Origin of the sequence: Paenibacillus sp. KN14-4R, assembly GCF_052180255.1 — a bacterium.
In the GTDB taxonomy this organism is placed as follows: domain Bacteria; phylum Bacillota; class Bacilli; order Paenibacillales; family NBRC-103111; genus Paenibacillus_AM.
In genome coordinates this window covers 2,462,477-2,489,317 of the sequence record NZ_CP197466.1, presented here as the reverse complement: position 1 = coordinate 2,489,317, position 26,841 = coordinate 2,462,477, and the positions used below count along the sequence as shown (strand labels likewise).

The window sequence follows — 26,841 nt, the reverse complement described above, 5'->3', positions numbered from 1 at the left end:
TGAGTTGGAGATTAACTCCGAAGAAGAGTATCATAGTTAGGACGAAATATTTTGAAAATACGCTGTTAGTATTTTTTATGCATGTTTTTCAAGTTGTTCCTAGTTCATTTTTTGTCAAAACAATATTATCTGAGGAATTTTTTATATTTTTGAAAGTAGAATTGTGCATTTACCCAGACTTGGAGGAAGTTCATTTGAAATCAACTGATGTTATACATAACTTTATGAATTGTTTAAATCAACTAAAAGTATACGATGTTTCACCGACATTCGAAACTAATATGCCTGGATTCCATAATCATCCCTCACTCGGAATTGTGCAGAATCATCGCAATTTTTGCCACCATGGTTATTATGCTCAAACCTTAATTATTTCAGAGCACACGGGTTCTCATGTTGATGCCCCTGTCCATTGTCACGGAGAACGAGCAACGATTGACCAATTGCCCGTTGATTGTTTAATTGGTCCATATAAGAAATACGATCTTGTATCCTTTGCTCCTGAGGCAGGTAAACCAGTTGAATTGGAAATAATTAAAGAAATAGAAGAGCGTGATGAATTCTCCCTTCAGGCGGGTGATATTGTTCTTATTGATTTTGGTTGGGATAAATATTACAGGCCGGACTGTAGCGGTATTGAAAGAGAATGGTGGGGTAAAAACGAGCCTGGTCTAACCAGCGAAGTATGCAAATATTTTCGTGAGGCAGGAATTAAAGCAATTGGGGCAGATACACCAGGTGTAGACATTTGCATGTTAGATGGGAAAATTCTAAGTGCTCCAGGACATGTGGAATATTTTTTGCCGAACAATATTTTAATTATGGAGGGATTCAGTAGAATGAGCCAAGCTCCAGCAATGGGGATTTTTATGGCACTTCCATTGAAAATTAAAAATGGTTCTGGATCTCCTATTCGTCCTATTTTGTTGGCCTAGACTCATTAAATAATACGGGGAACCGTACCACAGGTCATTGCGCTAACGGGACACTATAGTTAAAGATAGATATAGTTGAGGGATATTTCATAGAAGACGCTGACATCCTATAACAGAGCATTCCAACTGCGCCGTTTAAGCTCCTTGGTCGCCAAGAGGGATTTCGGAGAAGTTAATTCAGGCGACACATTCAACCAGCTAAGTCTGACACCCCGTTCCCTACGGTCACATAAGCCGCCTGAACGTCAGTAATGCCAGACGTTATAGGAAATCAGCGTAAATTTCTAGTTAAACCAAAACACTTTTGATCCCTAAAGGCGGTAATATTATTGGATCGTGATCGTTTCAAAGAAAAAGTCATGAATGCAGTTTCGGAAAGACAATTAGTCTCAATAATGAACAAAACTAAGTGGAATGAGCTACAAACTGCAGTTCTTAATACCTTGCCATTTCCACCGCCTTTTCAAGCAAAGTATGTATTAGTGGAATCTCCGTCTCCAAATGAGTTTGAAGATGATGTGTGGTATGTGGGGGATTGGGTAGAAGGACTAATGCCGTTTTATGAAGTTGAATGGATAAGGGTTAGACCAAGACGGATTGTAAATAAGGGGAAATTGATACCACCTGAAGTAATTGATATTACCGAAGAATTTATTGGGATACTTAAAGAGTATTCAATTCCATATTACCGGAGTAATGAATCGATTTATATTTACGGGTATACATCGCAAACAGGCAAAATAATAAAAGATCAATAGCAAGACAGAAATTTGGGGTAATTCAGGGAGACGCTGACATCCTATAACACCGTATCTACGCCGCGTCACTCACGCTCCTTGGTCTGCTGAGGATTTTCCGGAGAAGAGAACTCAGCAAACAACCCTGCACTGCCTAACCGCATCGCGGCTAGTCACTACGCTCCTTTAAGGCAGTGAGGGTTCGTAGATAAAGAACGTTATATGAAACCTACGCAAAGATCTATAAAACCGTATACCAGATCTAAATGGAGGAATGGAATCCTATGTCGTTAACGATAATGAATGAAAACAGTGATGAGCTGAAGAATTATGTTAGGAACAAAATGTTTGAATACAATATGAAACATTTTCCTGATGATTTAAAAGGGAGATATCAAGAATTACATATTTTTCTTAAGGACGAACAAGAGCAAGTTTGTGGTGGAATACTAGGAGAGATTTGTTGGAACTGGCTCGAAATACAATACTTATATGTAGAACCTGAATATAGAAAGTTAGGTTATGGCACAAAACTAATGCATGAGGTTGAGAGAATAGCAAGGGAGAAACAATGTGAATTTATGAAGACGGATACATTAGGCTTTCAAGCTTTAGATTTTTATAAGAAGCAAGGCTTTGAAGTGTATGGCACGATCGAAAATGCAGGTAGACATACACACTATTACTTGAAGAAAACCCTTGATAATTATTGAATGGAAATATTCGAAGAAGGCATAGGAATCATATAACACAATATTCACGCTCGGTTCATTCGCACCTGGTCTGCTAGATGCAATTACTAGAAGTAGACTCAGCAGACAACCCTGCGAGGCTAAGTGGCGTAGCCACCCGGCGACATTCGTCGCCTTAAGTCTCTCGGGTTCGTGAATACAAAAACGTTATGTGAAATATCAGCCTAAAATCTTGATTGTAAGTTGTTCATTCGTAACGTCCTGTTGCTAGGAGAAAAGAGGTAAATTAATGACAATAAGTAAATTTGACGAAAAAGTAAATAAATCAATAGAATCAATAGTTGATGGAGTATTCCAGATTGAAATAAGTAATTGGCTTGAATTCAATGAGTTTGTATATGGAAACTTGCTCGATCAAAACCACTATATATGGAGAGGGCAACGCTCATCAAACTGGTTACTTGAACCGACATTGGATAGAATCTTGAAAGATAAGGATAACAAAGAGGAGTTGGTAAGAAATCATTTAGAGACCTTTAAGTATGCTACACGAGGAAGACGTGGAAATAATCCATTATTGCTTAATTCAGAAAGTGAGTGGTGGGCTGTAGGTCAACATTATGGTCTTGCGACTCCACTATTAGATTGGACAACATCACCTTTTGTAGCTGCTTTTTTTGCCTTTTCTGAAGAAAGTGATAAAGACGAATATAGAGCGATATATGTTTTAAATCAAAGCAATATAGAGGTGAAATGTACTGAATTATCCAAGGATCCAAAAGAAAATGATAATTTAATACAGTTTATTAAACCATTTTCTGACGATAATCATAGGCTAGTAAACCAGAGTGGTTTGTTTACATGGGGACCTATGAATGTTGATATAGAAACTTTAGTTAAGAAGTATTATCTAGGTGTGGTAGACAAAGCAAGATTAATAAAAATAGTAATACGTAATTCAGAAAGACTTACAATATTAAAAGCTCTTAATAGAATGAATATCAATCATTTAACGCTCTTTCCAGACTTGATAGGCGCGTCTCTTTTTTCAAATATGAATATTTCAATAAGTAATTATTAACATTCAATAAGATTTTACTGATTTGGGTCGACGTCCTGTCTTTATTCGAAGATGAGGCTGATACATCACATAACACTATATTCACGCCGTGGCTCGGCTACGCCGAACCTTGGTCTGCACGAAGATTTTCGAGGAAGCGATTACAGGCAGACAACCCTGCGAGGCTAAGTCCGTCGGACCCGGGCGCAAGCGCCCTTAAGCCACTCGGGTTCGTGAATACAAGAGACGTTATCTGCAAAATCTGCCCCAAGAGAATCTTGAAGGTGTAACGTCCGCAACGTCCTGTTGCTTGAAGAGAAGTGCGTATATTTTTGCTTATTAAGACATGTTTTGAAGGTAAATCGAGAAGTTAGCATGGCAACATTCAACAAGGACATGTATTGAAAGTAATTCGGGAGGTCAATGAAATAACAGTTGGAATACATATTTGTGAAAGTGAACACAAGATGTAAGTCATCGAAAAAATATTGAAGATCAATTGTGGATTAATCAAGAAGAAGGTAGTATGAGATAAAGAATAGTTACAATTTTAGTAAGAAGATCCATGTGATAAGAACGGCTTAAACACTATTGAAAACATGATAAGAGCTGAGGGTCGACGTCCTGTCTTTATTCGAAGAAGTGGGGCAGGTCCAGCAGATAACATAATATTCACGCTGCGGGGGACAAGCCCCCTTGGTCTGCCCGAGGAAATTCGGGGAAGTGGATCAGGCAGACAACCCTGCGAGGCTAAGTCTGACGACCCAGTCGCTGCGCTCCTTTAAGCCTCTCGGGTTCGTGAACACAACAACGTTATAGGAAATCGGGGAAACCCATATTATAAGAGCGTAAAAGTCATAAATTGCAGGTGACAAGATATTAAATTACTATTTATATGTAGCCGTAACAAATGGAGAAGTTTGACAGCTGAGAAGATCTTTAATAGTTTTAATGGTTATGAAGTTAAATCTGCAGGGACAGAAAATAGTGCAAGAATTAAAGTTACTGAAGGGCACATTGGCTGGGCTGATTTGATTTTTGTAATGGAGAAGAAACATACAAGAAGACTTAAAGAGAAATTTTCAATTAACTTATTGAATAAACAATTAATATGTCTTGATATTCCAGATGATTATAAATTTATGGATGAAGAGTTAATAGAGATCTTAAAGTCGAGAGTATCTTAATACATAGAAGTACCTGAATAAAGGAGTAAACGAAGATTTTAATAGACTTCGAATGTAACTCAAGGAGCCCCAGACATCCTATAACACAATATTCACGCTGTGGGGCTTACGCCCCTTGGTCCGCCCGAGGCATTTCGGGGAGTGGGCTCACGCGGACAACCCTGCGAACCTAACCACGCAGCGGCCGGTCGCTTTGCTCCCTTAAGGTTCTCGGGTTCGTGAATACAATAACGTTATAGGAAATCAGCGCAATATTAAAAAAAGGATGATAATAATTGGAAATCAAGGGAGAAAGAATTATTTTAAGAGATTTTAATGAAAAGGATTTTGGTTTTTATAATGATTTGGAAACGAACTCATTGACGTATCAGTATAGCAAGGCGCCTGAAACTACGGAAATTCAAAAACATTATCAAATGCTTTTATCTTCTATTAACAAATTTCGTGAGAGATATGAACTTGCAATATGTACGAGAAATAATGAAAAACCAATTGGGAGAATTAGTATTAAATTAAATTGGGCAGAGATTAGAGAATGGGAAATTGGCTACGCACTGCACCCGAACCATTGGAAACAGGGATTTGGAGTTGAGGCGGTCAATCTAATTATTGAATATGCATTCAACGCACTGAATGCACACAGAATTGTTGCGTATATAAATACTGACAATTTAATGTCAGAGAAGTTAATGAATCGGGTTGGGATGGTAAAGGATGGTACGCTTAGAGAGGTGAGAATTTGTAATGGAAAATGGTGTGATGAATCAATTTATTCAATGCTTGAAAGGGAATGGAACGAAAGAAGAATAGTGTAGGTTATACAGGAAGGCGCTGACATCCTATAACACGGTATTCACACATCGGGCCATCCGGCCCTCGGCCCGGCAGAGGGATTTCGGAGAAGCGGGAGCAGCCGGACAACCCTGCACTGGCTAAGTCCGTCGGACCCGGGCTGGCGCCCTTAAGCCAGTGAGGGTTCGTGAATACAAAGACGTTAGACGACATACCTTGAATGGAGAAAATATGAAACCATTAAAACAATACTGGAATGAATCATATAGAAGACCGGGTCTCAAGCCTGTTTACGATAATTGGCTTGACAAATACGATGATTACCTAAAAGAGGAAAGAGACCGTATAGTTGATTTAGGTTGCGGAATTGGTAATAACTCACTGTATTTGTTCGAGAAAGGGATATTACCAATTGCATGTGATATTTCTGAAGAAGCATTAAAAAAATTGAATGAAATGATCCCAAGTATTACAACTGCCTGTTTCGATATGACAGTGGGACTACCATTTGAAAAGAATTCAATAAAAGTAATCATAGCTGACTTGAGTCTCCATTATTTCGATGAGGACACAACAATCAAAGTTATTAGTGAGATACATAGAGTGTTAATGTTTGATGGCTTATTGTTATCCAGACTGAATTCAGTAAATGAAATAAGAAATAAAGGGGAAGTTGAACAAACTAAAGAGAAATATTTACTGGAGAATGAAGGAATATACAGAAGATTTTTTGATAGACAGGAGATTAACCGTTTTTTTAGTGGGAATATGTGGACTTTGGTTCATGCAGAAGAATATGAAATGGAAAGATATACAAGAAAAAAGTTTTTGTGGGAGATAGCAATGAAGCCAAGTTACGTCGTCTAACACCGTGTTCCCACTGCGGGGCATACGCCCCTTGGTCTGCAGAGGAATTTCGAAGAAGCGTATTCAGCAGACACACCTGCACCTACTAACCGCATCGCGGCCAGCCCTTCGGGCTTTAAGTCGGTGAGGCGTCGGGAACACAACAACGTTAGCCGAAATCAATGCAACACTAAAGTTATCATAGTCTAACAAAGGCAGGTGAGTTGAATATTGCAGGTTTTCCAATATATTAACTTAGTTGAGTTTTTAAGAAATGAGTATGGACTTAGTGAAGTAAAGATAATAAATAAACTTAAAGCAAATGGCTCTCGTGAGGTGTTTCATTTTTCTTCAACTGATGGACAATGGATTGTCAAGATATTAGAACCTGAACGTAGTGAGGAAGAGGTTCAATCATACACTAAAGTCCTTCATTTTCTTGGTCAGTTACCAGAACAGATTGCACCTGTCATTCTCCAACAACTAGGAGGTAGCTTGTACGCTCGTTTTAATGATAGATTTTTGTATGTGTTGGAATATATCAATGGTGACAAGGTTAGTGAAAATCCAGAAGATGAGTTTGAAATCGGGGTGCTTGCAAGTCGTCTTCACGCCGTAGAAGGTTACCAATTAGAATCTAATCTTCGCTATAAGGATCGAATACAGAATATGTTGGGATGGTTCAAGGACAAACAATTTTATTCGTCATATTCCCGATGCATATATAACCTTCCAGACTTTGATAATCATCAGCAATGCCTTATACATACGGATATCGGTCCACATAACGCAATGAAGAAAAATAACGGTCAACTCATTTTTATTGACTTCGACGACGCAGGCATTGGTTCCAAGTATATTGACTTAGGATATCCATTAATTTGTCAGTTTGTTCGATTTCACAACGGTCAATTGAAGTTTGATAATCGAAACGCCACTGCATTTTATCGAGGATATCAGTTGAACCAATCATTAAGCGACGATGAAGTTGAACTAACGTTTCAAGGTGCCGTATTTATGCAATTGATGTACATGAACGCCTATGGGGATAATGCTATTGAAGCAATGTGGTCAATTCTCGAATACGGCGTGAATAATAAAGAGATCTTGAAAAGTGCTATTCGTGGTAGTTGAAAACATTAGGTTATTCGAAGAAGGCATTGACATCCGATAACACCATATTCACGCTTCGAGCCATTCGGCTCTCGGTCCGGACCGAGGCATTTCGGAGAAGCGGTATCAGCCGGACAACCCTGCACTGGCTAAGTCCGTCGGACCCGGGGCATTCGCCCCTTAAGCCAGTGAGGGTTCGTGAATACAAAGACGTTATAGGAAATCAACGCAAGATCGGATAAAAACATATTAATAAATGCAGAGGGGATTATAGAATGAATCCAGTATTAATAGATTTTCCAAACCAATTTACAACTGAAAGGTTATTGATTAGAACACCTCTACCTGGTGATGGTAAGGTAGTGTATGAGAGTATAACCTCATCGATTAATGAGCTCAAGGAGTGGTTGACTATTTTTGCACAGAACGAACATTCTGAACAGTCAATCGAAACAATTCTACGAGAAGCATATGTAAAGTTTATTAAGAGAGATGAACTTAGACTTCTGATATTTGATAAAGAAACTAAACAATTCATTGGTTTATCTGGATTGAATAAGCCAGATTGGGAGATACGTAAATTTGAAATCGGATACTGGATTGATACACGTATGAGCGGAAATGGGTATATGACTGAAGCAGTTCAAGGAATAACCAATTTTGCCTTTACAGAGTTGAAGGCTAGAAGAGTAGAAATTCGTTGTGATACTTTAAATTATAAGAGTAAGGCGATTCCAGAACGATTAGGCTTTCAATTAGAAGGAACATTAAGATGTGATGATTTATCAGCAGATAAGAGTCAGATAAGAGATACTCATATATACGCTCTAGTTAAATAAATGGTGTTAGTGGATCGAGAAGGCGTTGACATCCTATAAACCAGCTAATCAAAGTCAAGATTCAATAGATTTAAGATTTCATAACTCCAAAAAATGCAGACTTAAATAAACCTACTCCAAGAAGTAAGTTAATGGTAAAATATTACTATTAGTATCTGTTATTTGCTCTGAAAGGGCGCTCCGTTACTCAAAATTCCGTAAATCATGCGCAAAAGCTTGTTTGAAGTCGCCACAATGGCAACTTTACCAGGTTTGCCTTCAAGTCGTTTTTGCTGGTAATATTGCCATAGAATTGGATTTCGAGGGCCGTGGATTTGCTTTGAGATACCTCCAACTGTTGCTTGGTAGAGCGCTGTACGGAGGTAAGCAGAGCCTCGTTTTGAAATGCGATTTTGGTTCGCCTTAAAGGTTCCTGACTCGTAAACAGATGAATCCAGCCCTGCAAAAGCGGTCAACTGTTTCACGGAAGGGAACCTTTTTATGTCCCCAATTTCAGCGTGAATCATTGCCGCAGTAATCGGTCCCACCCCAGGAATCGAGCGTAATAGGTGGTAGGCAGAAAATGCTTGGGCTAAGCTTTCCATTTGTTTTTCGAGTGCTGTAATTCCTTCTTGGTAAGCCTTAAATAACCCTATGAAATTCTGTATTGCAAATATTTGTGCCTGAGATCCACACGGATCAGGAAGGCTACTGCGCGCAATTCCCAGAAGCTGCGCGTATTTATCTTCATTCCAAGTACGACCTCTTCGATTCAGCATAAGAATGGTTAATACGTCCTCTTTGTCCGCAGTCAGTAAAGCTGAAGGGGAAGGGAATTTAGTGAGAAGCTGAGTGGATGAAGGGTTAAATATGTTCTGAAAAGCCTTGTCATAGCCCGGAAAAGCCAAATCCAGAATGGAACGGAATTGCAGCTGAACTTCACCAAGAAGAGCTTTCCACTGGGCATGTTGGCGACAGAGAAACCGCAGTTCAGTGACCTTTTCATCTATTGGCATGAGTGGCGTACCTTCCCCTAAATAGAACGCATTAGCAATTCGAATTGCATCAATAGGATCGGTCTTCACCTTACGAGTAGATCTCTTTTTGAGCTCATGAGTCGTTAAGGGGTTTAACATGAAAACGGGATACCCATGCGAGAAAAAGAAAGAAGCAATAGGCTTCGAATAATTACCAGTAGCCTCCATAACGACAGTTGGTCGCAGCGTTGTAGATTCTTCAAGCTGAACAAGAACTGAAAGCAATAACGATACATCATCAGGTGAATGGGAGAAAGAGAAGGGCTTCTTTACTTGTACGCCATAGGAAGTGAAGGCAGCGGCAACGCTCTTCCCCTTCGCAATATCGATACTTAAAACAGGTTGATTCATATGACCTCCTTGGATGACACTAGGACCCAAAACAAATGCTCTCCACAGGTTGGCACGGTGATACGGGCTCAGGGCCCAACCAGCTAAATCGGGGTATGAACACTGCAAGGGCTGAAACACTTTATGCGACGAGATCTAAGTCCCAACACCGCATTCGTTTTTAACCCAGTGGTGATCTTTTAAGTATAAAAGAAAAGCTCATCCCCGATGAACTGGGATGAGCTTAATATACCAACACCATATTCACGCATCGGGCATTCGCCCTCGGTCCGGCAAGAAGTTAGGAGTGCATTCGGTGGGGCATTTCAGTTTCGGGGAAGTGGATCCAGCCGGACACATCCGCACCACCTAACCGCATCGCGGCCGCCCTTCGGGCTTAAGGTGGTGGTACGTCGTGAATAAAATAACGTTATAAGAAATCTCCGACAAAAATTTAAAGGCGAGGAATCAAGAAATGAAAATTAAAAGAACGAAATTGAATAGCAATTCCAAAGTAGAAATTAGTTTTAAATTAGAATCTATTGTTATTTGTATTACTACTGTTTTTGCTTTTTATTTATATTTACAGTTAATCTGTGAAGCGAGTCAAGAAAATATTAGAAAATTCATTGATTTATTTGTTCAGGTAAATATAACTGCTGCTTTAGCTATTGCTGCTCTTGTAGCAAGTATAGGAACTTTTAGGTGGGAACATTACATATCCGCATTAAAACATGAAGGAATGAATGGCGAGATAAGGAGAAGCTACATAAAAGAGAATGCAAAAAAACCGTTGTATTGGATACTGTTATTAAACAGTTCTTTAATTGTAGTTAGTGTAATCACACTTCTGTCTAGTAATCCTAGTTTAACGTCAATGTGTTTATTATTTATATCTTTCTCTTGGTTAGAGGTGTCCAAGGTTTTAATTGGAGTGAATTTAGCACTACTTCTGGTTTTAATTTATAAATCACTTAGATATATGAAAGAACTTTTATTCAGGTAATTCAGAGAAGTTATAGACTTCTTATAACTCCGTATTCACACTTAGGGGCTGTCACCCCTTGGTCTGCCCGTTCGGGCAGACAACCCTGCAAGGCTAAGTGGCAGAGCCACCCGGCGCTGACGCACCTTAAGCCTTTCGGGTTCGTGAATACAACAACGTTATGTGAAATCACAGAAATATTATAATGGAAGCAATTCAAGGAGGTTTATATGAAGACCATTGTTTATATGGTTAGGCATGCTGAGTCACAATATACTGAAGGAAATGAAAGAACCAGGGGACTTACCCTACAGGGCAAATTGAAAGCAGAAACAATAACAGAGATATTGAAGAGCGAAGGAATAAACGTTATTATATCAAGTCCTTATGCTCGAGCAATTCTAACATTGGAGGGATTGGCCAAAGAGTTAGAATTAGATATTAAGATAATTGAGGATCTTCGGGAAAGGTATTTTTCAGACTATATTATTTCTAATGAAGAATTTATGCCTGCTATGAAGAAGATGTTTGATGACCCTGATTATGCATTACCAGGAGGAGAATCTAACACTGTTTGCCAGAATAGATCAGTGGTAGTGTTAAAAAATATCTTAGAAGAATACAAGGGAAAAAAAGTTGCTATTGGAACACACGGGAATGTAATGACATTGATGATGAATTATTTTGATTCGAATTACGGATTAGATTTCTTGAATCAAACAAAGAAACCAGACATCTATAAAATACAATTTAAAGACCTGGAATTAGAAGAAGTAACAAGACTATGGAAAGAATAGAGTAATTTGTGGGTTTATCGAAGAGGGCTGCGACATCACATAACACTATGTTCCCACTGCGGGGCATACGCCCCTTGGTCTGCAAGAGGAATTTCGAAGAAGTAGATTCAGCAGACACACCTGCACCGACTAACCGCGTAGCGGCCGCCCTACGGGGCTTAAGTCGGTGAGGCGTCGGGAACACAACAACGTTAGGTGAAATTCTTAGAGCTTCTTAATAAATTAAATAAAGGAACAAGAACATGAAAAAAATAGTGTCAAGTATTTTAGTGCTTTTAATTTTAATAAGTTGTTCACAGAAGCAACCAGATAAAGTTGACTATTTAGAAATATATAAACTTGCATTTAAAACGATTTTTGAAATGGACAGTGATGTCTTTAACAATAATCTTAAGTACATGGTAATAGAACTTGATAATTTAAGTCTACTTCCTGAAGATAAAGAAAAATTGATTTCTTACATGGCCGATTTAAGCGGAGTTGAAGTTAGTGAAGGTGATTATTCAGTAATCGAAGGGAATTTAATAAATAGAAAACACGGAGGAATGGCAATAGGATTAGGAAAGCAGAAAATTATATCAGATCGTAAGATAGAAATACAAAGTATAAAGCTCTTTTTAAGCGGAATTGAGCTAACTCAAACTCTTGAGAAGAGAAACGATACATGGACATTAACAGAGAAGAGACAAATCAGAAGATCGAAATGATTTTGTAAGTATTACTGACGGAACTACACCTAACATCGTATTCACGCTACGGAGCCTGACGGCTCCTTGGTCCGCCCGAGGTTTTTCGGAGAAGTAGAGTCAGGCGGACAACCACTGCGAACCTAACCGCGCAGCGGCCGGCCCTACGGGCCTTAAGGTTCTCGGGTTCGTGAATACAAGAGACGTTATCAGAAATGATTGCAAAATATAAATATGTTAGAAAAAAAATTCTAAATGGGAGTAATCATGGAGAAGTTAAACCTTTATTTGCCTAAAGACAAGCATGATTTTGATAGTGTAACTGTATTGAATAACTTGGGAAATTCAAAAGTAATTTTACTGATCCCAAGCCTTCTAGAATGGCTTCAAGACATAAATTGGCCAATAGCAACGGAGATAGCAAAATTATTACTTAAATATCCAGAAGAAACAATTCCACATGTTAAGGAAGTTCTAAATGCAAAAGACGATAGATGGAAAGAATGGTGTTTAAGATATTTTGTTATGGAGTTACCAGATGATTTTATTATTGAATTTAAGGATGAACTAATAAGAATTGCATATGATCCAACAAAAGGTGAAGAGCTTGAAGAAGTAAATGAAACTGCTCAAATGATACTAGAACTTATTAAAGATAGATAAAGTCATTCTTTTGCTAATTCAAAGAAGGCAATCACATCTGATAACAACTTATTCAAGCTGCATCGCTACGCTCCCTTGGTCTGCCAGAGGCATTTCGGAGAAGTTGTATCAGGCAGACAACCCTTCGAACCTAACCGCGTTGCGGCCGACAGCATGCTGCCTTAAGGTTCTCGGGTTCGTGAATACAATAACGTTATCTGAAATACGACAGAGGGTGTAAACCATAAAAAAAGAAAAAATAGAAACTAGAAGCCCAAATCTTCAAAGAAAGAGAACTATTAAATCTTCAATTATCTTGGTAGTCGTGTATATATTAATCTTAGTTGTTGCCTTATTAATTGGAATTTACTTTTTACAGAAGGTTTTCTCTAGTCTATGTGGAGCTGCTAGTTGTTAGGGGGAATGTTCTATGAGCAGATTTAATAAATTAGAAGGTGTAATTGAAATTAAAGACGAACAAACAGAGGATGGATTTACAGACAAATTTATAGATTTTATAGAAGCTAATGGCTGGTTCTTCGGTGGAGGCACATGAGATATAACTGACGAAGAAGAAATAATTTAATAATATTTCTGTGTGAATTCGATGAAGCGTAGTACTTCAGATAACATAGTATTCACGCTGCGGGGCCGCCCCTTGGTCCGCCCGAGGTTTTTCGGAGGAGTTGAGTCAGGCGGACAACCGCTGCGAACCTAACCGCGTCGCGGCCGGCACTACGTGCCTTAAGGTTCTCGGGTTCGTGAATACAAGAACGTTATACGAAATCTTGCAAGTACATAAAGGCAGGAGAGAATTTATGAGCGCATATAGTATTATCGCATTCGGTAGGACGGCTGAAATTATTGCATATGATAAACAGCATGTTCTTAAGCTTTTTAAACATGATTTTCCATTGAATTTAATTGTATCTGAATTTAACAATGCGAAAGCGGTGTATGATTTAGGGATTCATAGTCCTAATCCAGTTGAGATAATTGAATTTGGTGAACGTCATGGGATAGTTTACTCTCGTATTGATGGGAACACCATGCTTAGAACAATAACTGAAAATCCTTTGATCGTAATTGAAGAAGCTCATAGGCTTGCATCCATGCATATTGAGATTCATAAAAGACAAGTTGAAACTTTTCCGAACCAAAAACACTTATTAGCTGAACGAATTAAAGATGCTCCAATACTTACAACTCAAGAGAAGGCAAGAATTCTAAAGAAATTAATTGAACTCCCTGACGATAACAAACTTTGTCATGGTGATTTTCACCCAGATAATATTATTCATAGCGAAGGAACAGACTGGGTAATTGATTGGATGACTGGAGTTCAAGGTAGCCCAGCAAGCGATGTAGCTAGAACATATCTCTTACTTAAATTCGGACATGTATCTGATGAAGTTCCTAAAGAAATTCAAGCATTTATAACAAAGATTAGAGATCAAATTATAGAAAACTATCTAGAAGAATATTTCAGGAAATCATTTTTATCAATGAATGAAATTAATGACTGGATTATTCCTATTGCAGCAGCAAGGCTTTGTGAGTGGATACCATATGAAGAAAAGACAGAGTTAGTTAAATTAATTAGAGACGTTTTGTAGATAATTCGGAGAAGTGCAAGACTTCGTACAACACGGTATTCACGCTGCGGGGCTACGCCCCTTGGTCTGCTAGATGCATTTCGAGGAAGTGGTTTCAGGCAGACAACCCTGCGAGGCTAAGTCTTCGACCCAGTCGCTGGCACTCCTTTAAGCCTCTCGGGTTCGTGAATACAACAACGTTAGGTGTAATTAATGCAGAACATAAAACAATAATAGGAGAAGAGGCTCGTGATGATAATTACTAAAGCTGAACAGAATGATAAACATATTTTTAGACAATTAATGACTTTATTTCTTCATGATTTATCCGAATTTAATAGTGACTTAGAGATTAATCAAAGTAATGGCCTATTTGAATTCGATGTATTAGATTGGTTATTTGAGAAGGAAGGACTGACTCCGTTCTTCATCCGCATAGACGATAAAATCATAGGATTCATTTTACTTCAAAGTGGTCCATTCTCTAATCAGGAATTTGCTGATTATGTTTTGAATTCATTTTTTATAATGAAAAAGTATCGTAGACAGGGTTTAGGAAGAGAGGCATGTAAAGTATTTTTTAAACAACTTCCTGGCAGGTATGCTATTAGTCAAATAAAAACGAATACCCCTGCAATTCAATTTTGGAAGAACGTATATAAATCATTTGATATAGAATATTATGAAAAGGAAGAGAGAGAGGAAGGACATGAGATAATATATCAATATTTTAAAGTCTAACAAGAACATTTTGGCATTTCGAGATGGCATTAACTACACCTAACATTATATTCACGCTTCGTAGCCTTGCGGCTCCTCGGTCCACCCGAAGAGATTGGCAGAGGAGCGAGATCAGGCGGACACATCCGCACCGACTAACCGTATCGCGGCCGGCTGCTGGCGCAGCCTTAAGTCGGTGGGACGTCGTGAATACGGAGAACGTTATATGAAATCCCCGTAAAGAACATTAAAGAACTAAGCATTATTTACTGACTTGAAATGCAAGAATGAATTAATAACTCTTAAGAATAGGAGATGAAAGGATGATCAATAAGTTATTTAAACTACTTATATTAATTTCTCTCATAATATTAAGTGTCTCTTGTTCAAAGGACAAGGAATCCGATCCAATACAGACATCAATTCAAATGAAACAGGCAATTTTCTTTAATGATTTTGAAGACTTTCAATCCTTATTTAGTAGTCAACGTAAATCAGCAGCAACTAAGGAAATGTTTAGAGCCCTTAAGGAGATTGAAGATCCTAGTGCTGATTATAAATCATATACTCTTATTACCTTAGGGAATGGAAGAATGTTATTAGTGAATCATACGCCAGGAAAGGATTATAAGATTCAAGATATAGTTATAGTACCTGAAGATTTGAAGATTCTTTTTGAAGATGAAATTAAAAGTCCTTAGATCAAGAAGAATAGTAATAGAGTTTTGGTTAGTTTGGCTTCGAAGACGGGGACATCATATAACACCATATTCACGATGCGATCGCTATCGCGATCTTGGTCCGCCCGAGGAATTTCGGGGTAGCGTGGGCAGGCGGACAACCCTGCGAGGCTAAGTGGCGGAGCCACCCGGCAGCAAGCTGCCTTAAGCCTCTCGGGTTCGTGAATACAAGAGACGTTAACTGAAACCTCTGAGATCATGATATAAAAAGATGTAAGGGGAAAGATGATTATGAAATGAATTGGAATTAATTATAATAACGTGGAATGACTTGAAATCAGAAGTAAATCCAATAGTCGCGAGGCAATCCGAGGAAATGAGTAAGCCCCTTCGATGTCGCGACTCTTTTTATAAAGATGAGGAAAAATAAGAGCACAGGAAGATATTGTGGGATATAATACCATAGAAGAACGATAGTGAAGAATACATAGAAGTTATGCTTTACCCATATTAAAGAATGAAACCAAAGTAAATTAAGGAACATGTTGAAGATCATTAAAGAAATGAAGTGAATTTTGATCTGAATTCAGGAAGTCAGAGGCATCAGTTAACATCGTATCTGCACTGCGGGACATGCGTCCCTTGGTCTGCCTGAGGAATTTCGAGGAAGTGGAATCAGGCAGACAACCCTGCGAGGCTAAGTCTTCGACCCAGTCGCTTCGCTCCTTTAAGCCTCTCGGGTTCGTAGATACACAAACGTTAGCAGAAATTACCGAAAGATTTTATAAAAGCATAGATATAAATAGACAATACGAGGACTTATCTTCTACCAAATAATCAATTCGAACAAAGGTGGAAAAGACATGAACAAAACTATTGTAATCTTAATTATTTTATCTTTAAGTGCATCGATTTTTATTGGATGTAGCAAGACAAATACTCAATTAACTACAAATAGTATCAAAGAGATATTTGAATTAAATAATATTAATCTAACCATAACCGAACTAGTAAATGATGACCCCATATTTTTTGGACTGAATAATGATAAATTAACATTATATGATTCATCAGTAGGGAAGATCTATATTATTCTTTTTGATGATGCAGAAAAAAGGCTACTTGGAGAAAAGAATTTGGAGAATATGAGAGCAGTTGGTATAAATTTAAATGAATATAAAAAATATGTGATTAAAAACGCATTAATTATTACCACTTCAAAAGATAATTTAGAAAAAGTAATAAATAAACTGAAATGAAATCAAATATGGGTAATTCGAAGAGGTCGGTAACATCTGCTAACACAGTTTTCCCACAGCGGGGCGTACGCCCCTTGGTCTGCAAGAAGATAATTCGAGGAAGGGTATTCAGCAGACACACCTGCAAGACTAACTGCGCTACGCGCAGCCGGTACCGATTCATGGCTTTGCCGTAATGGATAATGGATTACCTTAAGTCTTTCGGCGTCGGGAACACAACAACGTTATAGGAAATCAGTGCAAAACTAATATACCAAAAAAATTTCAACCAGAATAAAGTAATAAAGTGAGGATAACATGAAGACTCAAATAATAAATGCCGAATTAACGTACACTAAATTATTTTCTCAAAGTTATGAAGAAGAAAATCTTATCAGATTTTGGGATGATGAAATTCCGGATATGTATACTCATAATTTTACTCTAGTAAAAAACTATAGTGAAAATCTTATGGAAATAATTTCTGATGAACTTACTTTGCGTAAAGAACAAAATAAGAGTTTTTTAAGAATTGAAATGAATTTTGATATAAATGAAAAGATACTTGGTGAATTGCATGTCAAACCTGAATTGACCATTTACGATTACATGTATATTAAAACTGATCGTTTTAGAAACATTGGTGGAAATAGTGACTGTGTTATAAAGCAAGCGAGTAGTGATGAAGTGATTTTGGATGGTAGAACGATCGATGTATTAGCGAATGAAGATTCAATGGGACAGGATTTTGCGAGAAGAAGAATTGATCGTAAATTAAAAGTATACGAAATGAATCAACCTCTGGATTTATACGTTTGTTATCATAAAGACATACCAATTGGGAACTGTGAATTAATGACTTTAGAAAACATAGCCAAAATTGAAGATTTCGATATACTAAAAGAATATCAGAGGAGAGGTTTTGGCAGTAAAGTCATCAAATATTTGCTACAAAGAGCAGAGAAGCAAAATGTGAAACATGCATATTTAATTACAGATAGTTCAGATACTGCTAAAGAAATGTATAAGAAATGTGGATTTGAAAAAATAGGTGTTAAGACAGAGTTGCAATTTCAACTATAATAATTAATTGCAAAGTTGTAATCTCGAAGAAGGCACTGACATCCTATAACATCGTATCTACGCTGCGGGGGACAAGCCCCCTTGATCTGCCGAAGTGATTCGGAGAAGTAGAGTCGGCAGATAACCCTGTGAGGCTAAGTCCGTTGGACCCGGCGCAATGCGCCTTAAGCCTCTCGGGTTCGTAGATACAAGTCCGTTAGCTGAAATCACCGAGAGCAATAATAAACATATCAAAAAGCGGTGGAATCTAATGATGATAGAGAAAGAAATGGTCATGGACATATTAGTAGAAGCATGTCCATCTTACAAACTAAGATATGAGAAATACATTAAAGAAACTTATGAACCAGGAGAAGAAATACTGATCTATGTAGATATATCTGACTTCATTGATCACATTATTGATCTTAAAAGGAACGAGAAAACCAAAGAGCTGGTAATTATCTTTAATGTAGTTGAACTGCTACATATTATAGGAAATGAATTTGTTAAAGAATTCGCTACCATTGGTTTTTTAGAAAGTCTACTTCATGAACTGACAAATCAAGGAATTGAGCAAAATACTTTTGAATCTTATTTAAAACCAGTTACAAAAACATGGTGGAATAATTTAATTGATTTTTGGAATGGAAAGACAAAATATGTTGGAGGACCATTAAAGAAACAATAGACATTGAATGCAACTCAAGAAGTCGGTGACATCAGCTAACACTATTTCTACGCCGTGTCGCGTTCGCTCCTTGGTCTGCCGAGGGATTTTCGAGGAAGCGGACTCGGCAGACAACCCTGCAAGGCTAAGTGGCGGAGCCACCCAGTCGCTACGCTTCTTTAAGCCTTTCGGGTTCGTAGATACACAAACGTTATCAGAAATGATTGCAAAATATAAGTATGTTAGAAAAAAATTTCTAAATGGGAGTAATCATGGAGAATTTAAACCTTTATTTGCCTAAAGACAAGTATGATTTTGATAGTGTAACTGTATTGAATAACTTGGAAAATTCAAAAGTAATTCTACTGATCACAAGCCTTCTAGAATGGCTTCAAGACATAAATTGGCCAATATCAACGGAGATAGCTAAATTATTACTTAAATATCGAGAAGAAACAATTCCACATGTTAAGGAAGTTTTAAATGCAAAAGATGATATATGGAAAGAATGGTGTTTAAGATATTTTGTTATGGAGTTACCAGATGATTTTATTATTGAATTTAAGGACGAACTAATAAGAATTGCATATGATCCAACTAAAGGTGAAGAGCTTGAAGAAGTAAATGAAACTGCTCAAATGATACTAGAACTTATTAAAGATAGATAAAGTCATTCTTTTGCTAATTCAAAGAAGGCAATCACATCTGATAACAACTTATTCAAGCTGCATCGCTACGCTCCCTTGGTCTGCCAGAGGTATTTCGGAGAAGTTGAATCAGGCAGACAACCCTGCGAATCTAACCGCGTTGCGGCCGGCAACAAGCTGCCTTAAGGTTCTCGGGCTCGTGAATACAATAACGTTATCTGAAATAACATGAAACTCAACACACATATAAAACAAAGGTGGTAATACTTAAATGAATTTTGATTTAATGCAAGTTTCTAAAGAATATGAAGATATCATAAGAAACCTAATGCAATTTTATATTTATGATTTCTCTGAATTTGTAAAATGTGATGTAGAAGATGATGGATTATTTGGAGCATATCCATATTTGGAAGAATATTGGAAAGAAGTTAATCATCGATTTCCATATGTCATTAAGCAAGAAGATAAGTATATAGGTTTTGTGTTAGTTAGATTTATTGAATCAGAAGAGCGGAATTACTACTCGATTGCAGAGTTTTTTATTATGAAGAAATATAGAAAAGAAGGAATAGGTAAAGCAGTAGCTAAACAAATATTTGATTTACATAAGGGGCAGTGGGAAGTTTATCAATTAGAAAGCAATAAACCAGCTCAGGTATTTTGGAATAAGGTAATAAATGAATACACGCAAGGTGAATTTAAAGATCGAATTGAAAATAGTAGAAAGATACAAGATTTTAATAGCTAAATCAAAGAAGTCATGTTACATCAGATAACACGGTTTTCCAGCTTCGTCGCTTTCGCTCCTTGGTCTGCCCGAGGCATTTCGAGGAAGTGAAGTCAGGCAGACAACCCTGCAAGGCTAAGTGGCGAGGCCACCCAGTCGCTGAGCTCCTTTAAGCCTTTCGGGTTCAGGAACACAGAGAACGTTATGTGAAATTATTGCAAATAATATTAATGAGCGTGATTCGATGAAGAGAAAGCTTGCTGACCGACCTTACTGGTCTAGAATTTTAAAGAAAGAATACAAACAAGTATATATTAATGACATTTCCTTTTGTGGCTATATAACAAGTCTTGCTCTTAATGAACCTCTTTATGTTAAGTATGATACAGAAGAACTTTGTATTGTAGATGAAGGGTATTTATGGGTAATGCATTTTCCAGATGGGATGAATTATACAATCACTACAACTATAGACAAGCAGGGGCGCATTGTTCAATGGTACTTTGATGTTGTTCAAAGTCAAGGTATCAATGAAGATGGAATACCTTATATTGATGATCTTTATTTGGATTTAGTTTACTTACCTGATGGGCGTATTTTCATTTTGGATGAAGATGAATTAGAAGAAGCACTAAGTAAGGGTCTCATAAAGCAAAGTGAATATGAAAGCGCATATCAAACGTTGAATGAAATTATTAATTCTCTTAAGACAAATACAAATAGCATTATTAATAACATATTAAACCATCTTGAATTATTAGAGAACATATAGTGAATTCAGGGATGGCAATAACATCACCTAACATAATATTCACGCATCGGAGCCTGCGGTTCCTCGGTCTGCCAGAGGAAATTCGGAGAAGTTGATTCCGGCAGACAACCCTGCGAGGCTAAGTCTGGCGACCCGGCAGCTGCGCTGCCTTAAGCCTCTTGGGTTCGTGAATACACAAACGTTATAAGAAATCCCCCGCGAAACATTAAAGTCATCACTGAAATTCATTTTTATGGAGCGTATATAATGAATATAACCGTTAGAAGAGCAGATATGAATGACCTAGAAATTATAGTCGAAATTGATTTATTAAATGAAGGATATACATCAAATGACAGTAAACTGACACCAGACGAAGTAATAGAACACAGTAAAAAAATATATGGATTTATTGTTGATGAAGATAAAGGCATATTAATCGTAGAAGATCAAGATCGGGGTACACGCATTGGATACATAATGTATCGAATAAGTAATCGGGACAAACCATACCCTTGGAAGACCGCCTTTAGTGAATTGGATCGGAATCTTTTTCAAGAAGATGGACGGTTTTTAGAAATATTTAATTTATGGGTGGATTCAAAGTATCGCAGGCAAGGATTAGCAACATTGCTTAAGAAATTTATTGAATGTGAAGCTAAAAGTTACGGAGTTAATCTAATATACACACATACAGAAGAAGAAAACGGGCATGTCATAGAATTAAACAGGAAACTTGGATATCAAGAAGTCCGTCGTGGAACAATCTGGGATCAAGTTGTTCGAGTAAGCTTAATTAAACAAGTGTAAGGAACGCTACGAAGGCGGGGACATCTTATAACATAATATCTACGCTGCGGGCTACGCCCTTGGTTCGCAAGAAGCAGTAGCAGCGGAGATGAGTCAGCTCACAACCCTGCAAGGCTAAGTCCTGACGGACCCAGTCGCTGCGCTCCTTTAAGCCTTTCGGGTTCGTAGATACAGGAACGTTATATGAAATGGCAGAAGAGCTTTTAAAATCATAAGACCTAGGAGAGATGAAATGACATTCATTGAATTGAATGAAGAGATACGAGATGAATTAGTTGCTTTTAGGGGGAATATAATTGTTTCCCGTGGTCAAGTACATGAAACAAGAAACCTAAACGGATTTATTTACTTAGAAGATGAACGAATTGTCGGGTGTATTTTATACAATATCATCGGTGAAGAATGTGAGATTGTATCCTTAGATAGCAAACTGGAAGGGCAAGGTATCGGTAGCCAACTAATCCAAATGGTCATTGATAAAGCAAAAAAACTTGGCTGCTCAAGGGTTTGGTTAATTACATCTAATGACAATATTAAAGCGATTAGATTCTATCAGAAGCGTGGATTTGAAATGATAAAAATCCATGTCAATGCAATTACGGAAGCAAGAAAACTAAAGCCAACGATTCCAATGAATGGACATGACAGTATACCGATTAAACATGAAGTAGAGTTTGAAATCAATGTAGACTGACATTTTGATATGATCAATCGAGGGAGCGGATACTTCATATAACAATATATTCACGCATCGAGCATTCGCCCTCGGTCCGGCCGGAGTTAGAAGTCGATTCGGGGATGCAATGGCAGTTGCGAGGAAGTGGAATCAGCCGGACACATCCACACCCGACTAAGCGTATCGCGCCCGGCGACTTCGTCGCCTTAAGACGGTGGGACGTCGTGAATACAATAACGTTAGATGAAAACAATGCGAATAGGTGATGAATGATGAATCAAGAGGAGTATGATGAAAGTGAACATTACAAAGAAAGTTATGCATATTTCGGATTGGCTGTGTATCATGCTCAAGTTTTAGAACAACAACTTGTTAATATGATAGTTTTAATTAAAAAATCACAAGGACTAATTCCTACTTTAGATGATTATGAAGCACTTTATGAGCGGAAATTATCGAATACAATGGGACAATTAATTAATGAAATTAAGCAACTTTTTCAACTCCAAGATTTTGAAATAAACGAATTAAAAGAAGTTTTGAAACTAAGAAATTTTATTGTACATGATTATTTTAAAGAGAGAATAATACTTACTTTTTCAATTGCTGGAAGAAGTGAGATTATTAATGAACTTAATGAATTTGTAGAAAGGGTAAGAAGTTTGGATGCTCGCCTTGTTAATTACTCAAGAGAATTACATAAAAGGTTAGGTATAACAGAAGAAATGCTAGAAGAAGAAGTAGATAAACTAAGAGAATCAATATAGCGCTCTTGAAGGATTTTTCAAGAAGGCATAGACTTCATCTAACATAGTATCTACGCTGTGTCGCTATCGCTCCTTGGTCTGCAGGAGAGTTTTCGAAGAAGTGAAATCAGCAGACAACCCTGCAAGGCTAAGTCCTACGGACCCAGTCGCTGCGCTCCTTAAGCCTTTCGGGTTCGTAGATACACAAACGTTATCTGAAATACGACAGAGGGTGTAAACCATAAAAAAAGAAAAAATAGAAACTAGAACCCCAAATCTTCAAAGAAAGAGAACTATTAAATCTTCAATTATCTTGGTAGTCGTGTATATATTAATCTTAGTTGTGGCCTTATTAATTGGAATTTACTTTTTACAGAAGGTTTTTTCTAGTCTATGTGGAGCTGCTAGTTGTTAGGGGGAATGTTCTATGAGCAGATTTATTAAATTAGAAGGTGTAATTGAAATTAAAGATGAACAAACAGAGGATGAATTTACAGACAAATTTATAGATTTTATAGAAGCTAATGGCTGGTTCTTCGGTGGAGGCACAAGAGATATAACTGACGAAGAAGAAATAATTTAATAATATTTCTGTGTGAATTCGATGAAGCGTCGTACTTCAGATAACATAATATTCACGCTGCGGGGCTTGCGCCCCTTGGTCCGCCCGAGGTTTTTCGGAGGAGTTGAGTCAGGCGGACAACCGCTGCGAACCTAACCGCGTCGCGGCCGGCACTACGTGCCTTAAGGTTCTCGGGTTCGTGAATACAAGAGTCGTTAGACGACATACCTTGAATGGAGAAAATATGAAACCATTAAAACAATACTGGAATGAATCATATAGAAGACCGGGTCTCAAGCCTGTTTACGATAATTGGCTTGACAAATACGATGATTACCTAAAAGAGGAAAGAGACCGTATAGTTGATTTAGGTTGCGGAATTGGTAATAACTCACTGTATTTGTTCGAGAAAGGGATATTACCAATTGCATGTGATATTTCTGAAGAAGCATTAAAAAAATTGAATGAAATGATCCCAAGTATTACAACTGCCTGTTTCGATATGACAGTGGGACTACCATTTGAAAAGAATTCAATAAAAGTAATCATAGCTGACTTGAGTCTCCATTATTTCGATGAGGACACAACAATCAAAGTTATTAGTGAGATACATAGAGTGTTAATGTTTGATGGCTTATTGTTATCCAGACTGAATTCAGTAAATGAAATAAGAAATAAAGGGGAAGTTGAACAAACTAAAGAGAAATATTTACTGGAGAATGAAGGAATATACAGAAGATTTTTTGATAGACAGGAGATTAACCGTTTTTTTAGTGGGAATATGTGGACTTTGGTTCATGCAGAAGAATATGAAATGGAAAGATATACAAGAAAAAAGTTTTTGTGGGAGATAGCAATGAAGCCAAGGTACGTCGTCTAACACCGTGTTCCCACTGCGTGGCATACGCCCCTTGGTCTGCAGAGGAATTTCGAAGAAGCGTATTCAGCAGACACACCTGCACCTACTAACCGCATCGCGGCCAGCCCTTCGGGCTTTAAGTCGGTGAGGCGTCGGGAACACAACAACGTTATAGGAAATCGGCGAAAAACAATCAGATTCAATTCTAATGAGAGGAGGACTTCTCGTGAAATTTATTTCTGAAGACACATTAAACCTTATTTCATTACATGACTGCATAACAGAAGAAATATCAACTGAAGGACAGAATTTATTAGTTGTCTTTGAGCACATAGATGTACTTTCAGAGCATCCACTTAATGATACGGGAAATGCGATGTATACAGGGAAGGCCATAATTACATTTATTGATTATGAGATCTTAGAATCGATTTTGTATGATACTTCAGGCCTTCATGGTAAGAACGGAATAGTTGTCGAAGAAGATGCCCAAAAGATTGAACTTGAGTTTGCTGAATTAATGGATGATTTTGAAGTTCTTAAGAATGAAGAATTACAGACAACTGATAGTTATTTCATTCATAGATTTGATGGATCAACTTCATTGAAATACAATGCAGATTTTGGTTACTGGATGATAAAGTACAAGAAATTGATAATTGAATGGGAAGAATTTATAGATAAAGCCTGGTTTGAAAGAAGATGAATTTGGAAGTTACTCAAGAAGTCGCCGACATCTTATAACATCGTGTTCACACAGCGTCGCCTGACGGCTCCTTGGTCTGCCCGAGGCAATTCGGAGGGGGATAATTAGGCAGACAACCCTGCGAGGCTAAGTCTGGCGACCCGGCGCTGAAGCGCCTTAAGCCTCTCGTGTTCGTGAACACAGCAAACGTTATAGGAAATCAGCGCAAGAAATTAAAAAAATCAAAACTTAGTTAATCCTTTGCTGAATAAAATAACGGATAAAAAGCTTTTACAACCTCTGAAAATCTTAACGATTAATTATTAAGGGGGGAGAATTGAAATTGAAATTTTTATATTTAGCAATATCAGCCTTTTCGATATTTTTAATTGTTGGTTGTTCACAGCAACAAACATTTGAAACTTTTTTTCATGAAAAGATGGAGCATATGCATATTGGGGAACAAGATTATTTCTACAAGCTCGTTTACAAGGAGTTCAATGTGGTACATCAAGATGATGCGGTGACAGTTTTTAAAGAAAATAATAAACATGGAGAGCAAATATTTATAGCTTATTTTGAGAAACAGGATAATCAATGGAGTTGGATACAAACAAGAGGGGCTGAATGGAATTCCCCAGTAAAATGGTCTTCAATGAACCAAAAACCTTTTATATATTCAGGTACAATAAGTGGCAATTCAATTAGTGAAGTATATGCAGGTGATGAACCTGCAAAAATCATTAATGTTGAAGAGGGAAAGAGGTTTTGGTATGCAACTAGTCCGATTAAAGATGTGGAAGTAATGGTGGTAAAAGAAGATGGTACTAAAGAAATCATTGAAGATATTAATTATGAAGAAGGTTCAAGTAAATAATTCCAAGAAATATTTTACTTGAACCGAACGATACGATAGTTAAAAGTAAATGATCTTGATATTTCGAAGAAGGCGCTGACATCCTATAACAAAGCATTCCTACATCGTCGCGTTCGCTCCTCGGTCGCCGAGAGGGATTTCAGAGAAGGTAATACAGGCGACACATCCAACCGGCTAAGTCTGACGACCCGGCACTACGTACCTTAAGCCGCTCGGACGTCAGGAATGCGGTACGTTATCCGAAATTAATGCAATGGAGGTAAATGATGAAGAAAGTTAAACCAATAATTTCAATAGTTGTTGTAGTAGTTATTATATTAATTGTTGGTTGGTGGAGTGGGTATAGATTTGATGGTTTAAGTGCGGCAAGGGCAAATTCCTTTGTTCCAAAGGATGCAAAATTAATAGATCAAATTGATTATGATTGGGGAGGAGTATACATTTTTGACTCTCCTGAAAAGCCAATTACCGCTATAAGCATCAAAAATTACGGGTTATTGTGGTCTTCAAGAATGTCTGTTTATTACTTTCATAACGATGACATGATAAAAACAATAGGTGGTGTGTCACTAGCGAATCCAAGGGAGAAAGCGACTGTAATAAGTGTGTTGGTAAAAGATCCAGGCGTATCTTATCTTGAAATTGGTCCACAAGGAAGTAGATTAAGAAAAGAGGTAACATTAGACAAACCAATAACATTTTCATGGAATGTTCCGTATCAGTGGAACGAGTTAACTCCAAAGGCATTTAACAAGAATGGTGAATTAATCTACGAGTATCGATTCGCAGAAACGAATATTACCAAGACAGAGGATTTAAGGTGGTATTCAACAAAAGAGAAGTAAACACTGAATTTTAGGTAAGAGAATAAAAAAC

At 37.6% G+C, this 26,841-nt stretch carries 32 protein-coding genes; 31 read left to right on the top strand and 1 reads right to left on the bottom strand.

Translation table 11 applies throughout. The annotated features are described in order from the left end of the window. Positions 1-194 precede the first annotated feature (194 nt). The 9 genes from ACSBOP_RS12005 to ACSBOP_RS11965 all read left to right on the top strand — a co-directional run bounded on the left by ACSBOP_RS12005 (position 195) and on the right by ACSBOP_RS11965 (position 8,201). Positions 195-935 (top strand): cyclase family protein, encoded by a 741-nt coding sequence (locus tag ACSBOP_RS12005; protein ID WP_442600774.1) that lies wholly within the window; start codon positions 195-197, stop codon positions 933-935. Positions 936-1,264: 329 nt separating this feature from the next. After that, the gene (locus tag ACSBOP_RS12000; protein ID WP_442600773.1) at positions 1,265-1,693 is read left to right on the top strand and encodes a DUF6678 family protein; all 429 of its coding nucleotides are present in this window, start codon (positions 1,265-1,267) and stop codon (positions 1,691-1,693) included. 263 nt (positions 1,694-1,956) lie between these two features. Next, on the top strand, positions 1,957-2,385 hold the full coding sequence (locus tag ACSBOP_RS11995) for a GNAT family N-acetyltransferase (protein ID WP_442600772.1): 429 nt from the start codon (positions 1,957-1,959) through the stop codon (positions 2,383-2,385). Positions 2,386-2,653: 268 nt separating this feature from the next. Beyond that, positions 2,654-3,445, top strand: a complete 792-nt coding sequence (locus ACSBOP_RS11990) for an FRG domain-containing protein (RefSeq protein ID WP_442600771.1) — start codon at positions 2,654-2,656, stop codon at positions 3,443-3,445. An 857-nt stretch (positions 3,446-4,302) separates the two neighbouring features. Continuing rightward, the gene (locus tag ACSBOP_RS11985; RefSeq protein ID WP_442604457.1) at positions 4,303-4,611 is read left to right on the top strand and encodes a low molecular weight protein tyrosine phosphatase family protein; all 309 of its coding nucleotides are present in this window, start codon (positions 4,303-4,305) and stop codon (positions 4,609-4,611) included. A 275-nt stretch (positions 4,612-4,886) separates the two neighbouring features. After that, positions 4,887-5,426 (top strand): GNAT family N-acetyltransferase, encoded by a 540-nt coding sequence (locus ACSBOP_RS11980; protein ID WP_442600770.1) that lies wholly within the window; start codon positions 4,887-4,889, stop codon positions 5,424-5,426. A 208-nt stretch (positions 5,427-5,634) separates the two neighbouring features. Continuing rightward, on the top strand, positions 5,635-6,270 hold the full coding sequence (locus ACSBOP_RS11975; RefSeq protein ID WP_442600769.1) for a class I SAM-dependent methyltransferase: 636 nt from the start codon (positions 5,635-5,637) through the stop codon (positions 6,268-6,270). 210 nt (positions 6,271-6,480) lie between these two features. Continuing rightward, complete coding sequence (locus ACSBOP_RS11970) at positions 6,481-7,383, top strand: phosphotransferase enzyme family protein (RefSeq protein WP_442600768.1); 903 nt, start codon at positions 6,481-6,483, stop codon at positions 7,381-7,383. A gap of 254 nt (positions 7,384-7,637) precedes the next feature. Beyond that, entirely contained in the window at positions 7,638-8,201 is a 564-nt protein-coding gene (locus ACSBOP_RS11965) for a GNAT family N-acetyltransferase (RefSeq protein WP_442600767.1), read from the top strand. A 158-nt stretch (positions 8,202-8,359) separates the two neighbouring features. Here ACSBOP_RS11965 and ACSBOP_RS11960 read toward each other — a convergent pair whose 3' ends face one another. Beyond that, positions 8,360-9,568, bottom strand: a complete 1,209-nt coding sequence (locus tag ACSBOP_RS11960; protein WP_442600766.1) for an IS110 family transposase — start codon at positions 9,566-9,568, stop codon at positions 8,360-8,362. Positions 9,569-10,022: 454 nt separating this feature from the next. Between ACSBOP_RS11960 and ACSBOP_RS11955 the strand changes: the two genes are divergently transcribed. From ACSBOP_RS11955 to ACSBOP_RS11850, 22 genes are all read left to right on the top strand, one after another. Beyond that, the gene (locus ACSBOP_RS11955) at positions 10,023-10,553 is read left to right on the top strand and encodes a hypothetical protein (protein ID WP_442600765.1); all 531 of its coding nucleotides are present in this window, start codon (positions 10,023-10,025) and stop codon (positions 10,551-10,553) included. Positions 10,554-10,762: 209 nt separating this feature from the next. After that, positions 10,763-11,329, top strand: a complete 567-nt coding sequence (locus ACSBOP_RS11950; RefSeq protein WP_442600712.1) for a histidine phosphatase family protein — start codon at positions 10,763-10,765, stop codon at positions 11,327-11,329. 242 nt (positions 11,330-11,571) lie between these two features. Further along, on the top strand, positions 11,572-12,036 hold the full coding sequence (locus ACSBOP_RS11945; RefSeq protein ID WP_442600764.1) for a hypothetical protein: 465 nt from the start codon (positions 11,572-11,574) through the stop codon (positions 12,034-12,036). Positions 12,037-12,282: 246 nt separating this feature from the next. Beyond that, complete coding sequence (locus tag ACSBOP_RS11940; RefSeq protein ID WP_442600763.1) at positions 12,283-12,678, top strand: DUF5071 domain-containing protein; 396 nt, start codon at positions 12,283-12,285, stop codon at positions 12,676-12,678. Positions 12,679-13,087: 409 nt separating this feature from the next. Beyond that, positions 13,088-13,213, top strand: coding sequence for a hypothetical protein (locus ACSBOP_RS11935; RefSeq protein WP_442600762.1), 126 nt, complete (start codon positions 13,088-13,090; stop codon positions 13,211-13,213). Between the two features lie 262 nt (positions 13,214-13,475). Beyond that, a complete protein-coding gene (locus ACSBOP_RS11930) occupies positions 13,476-14,273 on the top strand; it encodes an aminoglycoside phosphotransferase family protein (protein ID WP_442600761.1) in 798 nt (265 codons plus the stop codon). Between the two features lie 231 nt (positions 14,274-14,504). Then, positions 14,505-14,993: a GNAT family N-acetyltransferase gene (locus tag ACSBOP_RS11925; protein WP_442600514.1), complete on the top strand. Its 489-nt coding sequence runs from the start codon at positions 14,505-14,507 to the stop codon at positions 14,991-14,993. Between the two features lie 302 nt (positions 14,994-15,295). Next, a complete protein-coding gene (locus ACSBOP_RS11920) occupies positions 15,296-15,673 on the top strand; it encodes a hypothetical protein (protein ID WP_442600760.1) in 378 nt (125 codons plus the stop codon). A gap of 842 nt (positions 15,674-16,515) precedes the next feature. Continuing rightward, a complete protein-coding gene (locus tag ACSBOP_RS11915; RefSeq protein ID WP_442600759.1) occupies positions 16,516-16,911 on the top strand; it encodes a hypothetical protein in 396 nt (131 codons plus the stop codon). Positions 16,912-17,208: 297 nt separating this feature from the next. After that, positions 17,209-17,973, top strand: a complete 765-nt coding sequence (locus ACSBOP_RS11910; protein ID WP_442600758.1) for a GNAT family N-acetyltransferase — start codon at positions 17,209-17,211, stop codon at positions 17,971-17,973. Between the two features lie 250 nt (positions 17,974-18,223). Continuing rightward, a complete protein-coding gene (locus ACSBOP_RS11905; RefSeq protein WP_442600757.1) occupies positions 18,224-18,643 on the top strand; it encodes a DUF7674 family protein in 420 nt (139 codons plus the stop codon). 251 nt (positions 18,644-18,894) lie between these two features. After that, entirely contained in the window at positions 18,895-19,290 is a 396-nt protein-coding gene (locus ACSBOP_RS11900) for a DUF5071 domain-containing protein (RefSeq protein ID WP_442600756.1), read from the top strand. 250 nt (positions 19,291-19,540) lie between these two features. Then, a complete protein-coding gene (locus ACSBOP_RS11895) occupies positions 19,541-20,020 on the top strand; it encodes a GNAT family N-acetyltransferase (protein ID WP_442600755.1) in 480 nt (159 codons plus the stop codon). Positions 20,021-20,243: 223 nt separating this feature from the next. Continuing rightward, positions 20,244-20,771, top strand: coding sequence for a DUF402 domain-containing protein (locus ACSBOP_RS11890; RefSeq protein WP_442600754.1), 528 nt, complete (start codon positions 20,244-20,246; stop codon positions 20,769-20,771). Between the two features lie 246 nt (positions 20,772-21,017). After that, positions 21,018-21,560: a GNAT family N-acetyltransferase gene (locus tag ACSBOP_RS11885; RefSeq protein ID WP_442600753.1), complete on the top strand. Its 543-nt coding sequence runs from the start codon at positions 21,018-21,020 to the stop codon at positions 21,558-21,560. 232 nt (positions 21,561-21,792) lie between these two features. Next, entirely contained in the window at positions 21,793-22,254 is a 462-nt protein-coding gene (locus ACSBOP_RS11880) for a GNAT family N-acetyltransferase (RefSeq protein ID WP_442600752.1), read from the top strand. Between the two features lie 251 nt (positions 22,255-22,505). Continuing rightward, positions 22,506-23,003 (top strand): hypothetical protein, encoded by a 498-nt coding sequence (locus ACSBOP_RS11875; RefSeq protein WP_442600751.1) that lies wholly within the window; start codon positions 22,506-22,508, stop codon positions 23,001-23,003. 406 nt (positions 23,004-23,409) lie between these two features. Next, the gene (locus ACSBOP_RS11870) at positions 23,410-23,565 is read left to right on the top strand and encodes a hypothetical protein (protein ID WP_442600750.1); all 156 of its coding nucleotides are present in this window, start codon (positions 23,410-23,412) and stop codon (positions 23,563-23,565) included. A gap of 223 nt (positions 23,566-23,788) precedes the next feature. Next, positions 23,789-24,424 (top strand): class I SAM-dependent methyltransferase, encoded by a 636-nt coding sequence (locus tag ACSBOP_RS11865; RefSeq protein ID WP_442600749.1) that lies wholly within the window; start codon positions 23,789-23,791, stop codon positions 24,422-24,424. Between the two features lie 205 nt (positions 24,425-24,629). Continuing rightward, the gene (locus tag ACSBOP_RS11860) at positions 24,630-25,109 is read left to right on the top strand and encodes a hypothetical protein (protein ID WP_442600748.1); all 480 of its coding nucleotides are present in this window, start codon (positions 24,630-24,632) and stop codon (positions 25,107-25,109) included. 316 nt (positions 25,110-25,425) lie between these two features. Further along, positions 25,426-25,965: a hypothetical protein gene (locus ACSBOP_RS11855; RefSeq protein ID WP_442600747.1), complete on the top strand. Its 540-nt coding sequence runs from the start codon at positions 25,426-25,428 to the stop codon at positions 25,963-25,965. A 263-nt stretch (positions 25,966-26,228) separates the two neighbouring features. Next, positions 26,229-26,810, top strand: coding sequence for a hypothetical protein (locus ACSBOP_RS11850; protein WP_442600746.1), 582 nt, complete (start codon positions 26,229-26,231; stop codon positions 26,808-26,810). The last annotated feature ends 31 nt before the right edge of the window (positions 26,811-26,841 follow it).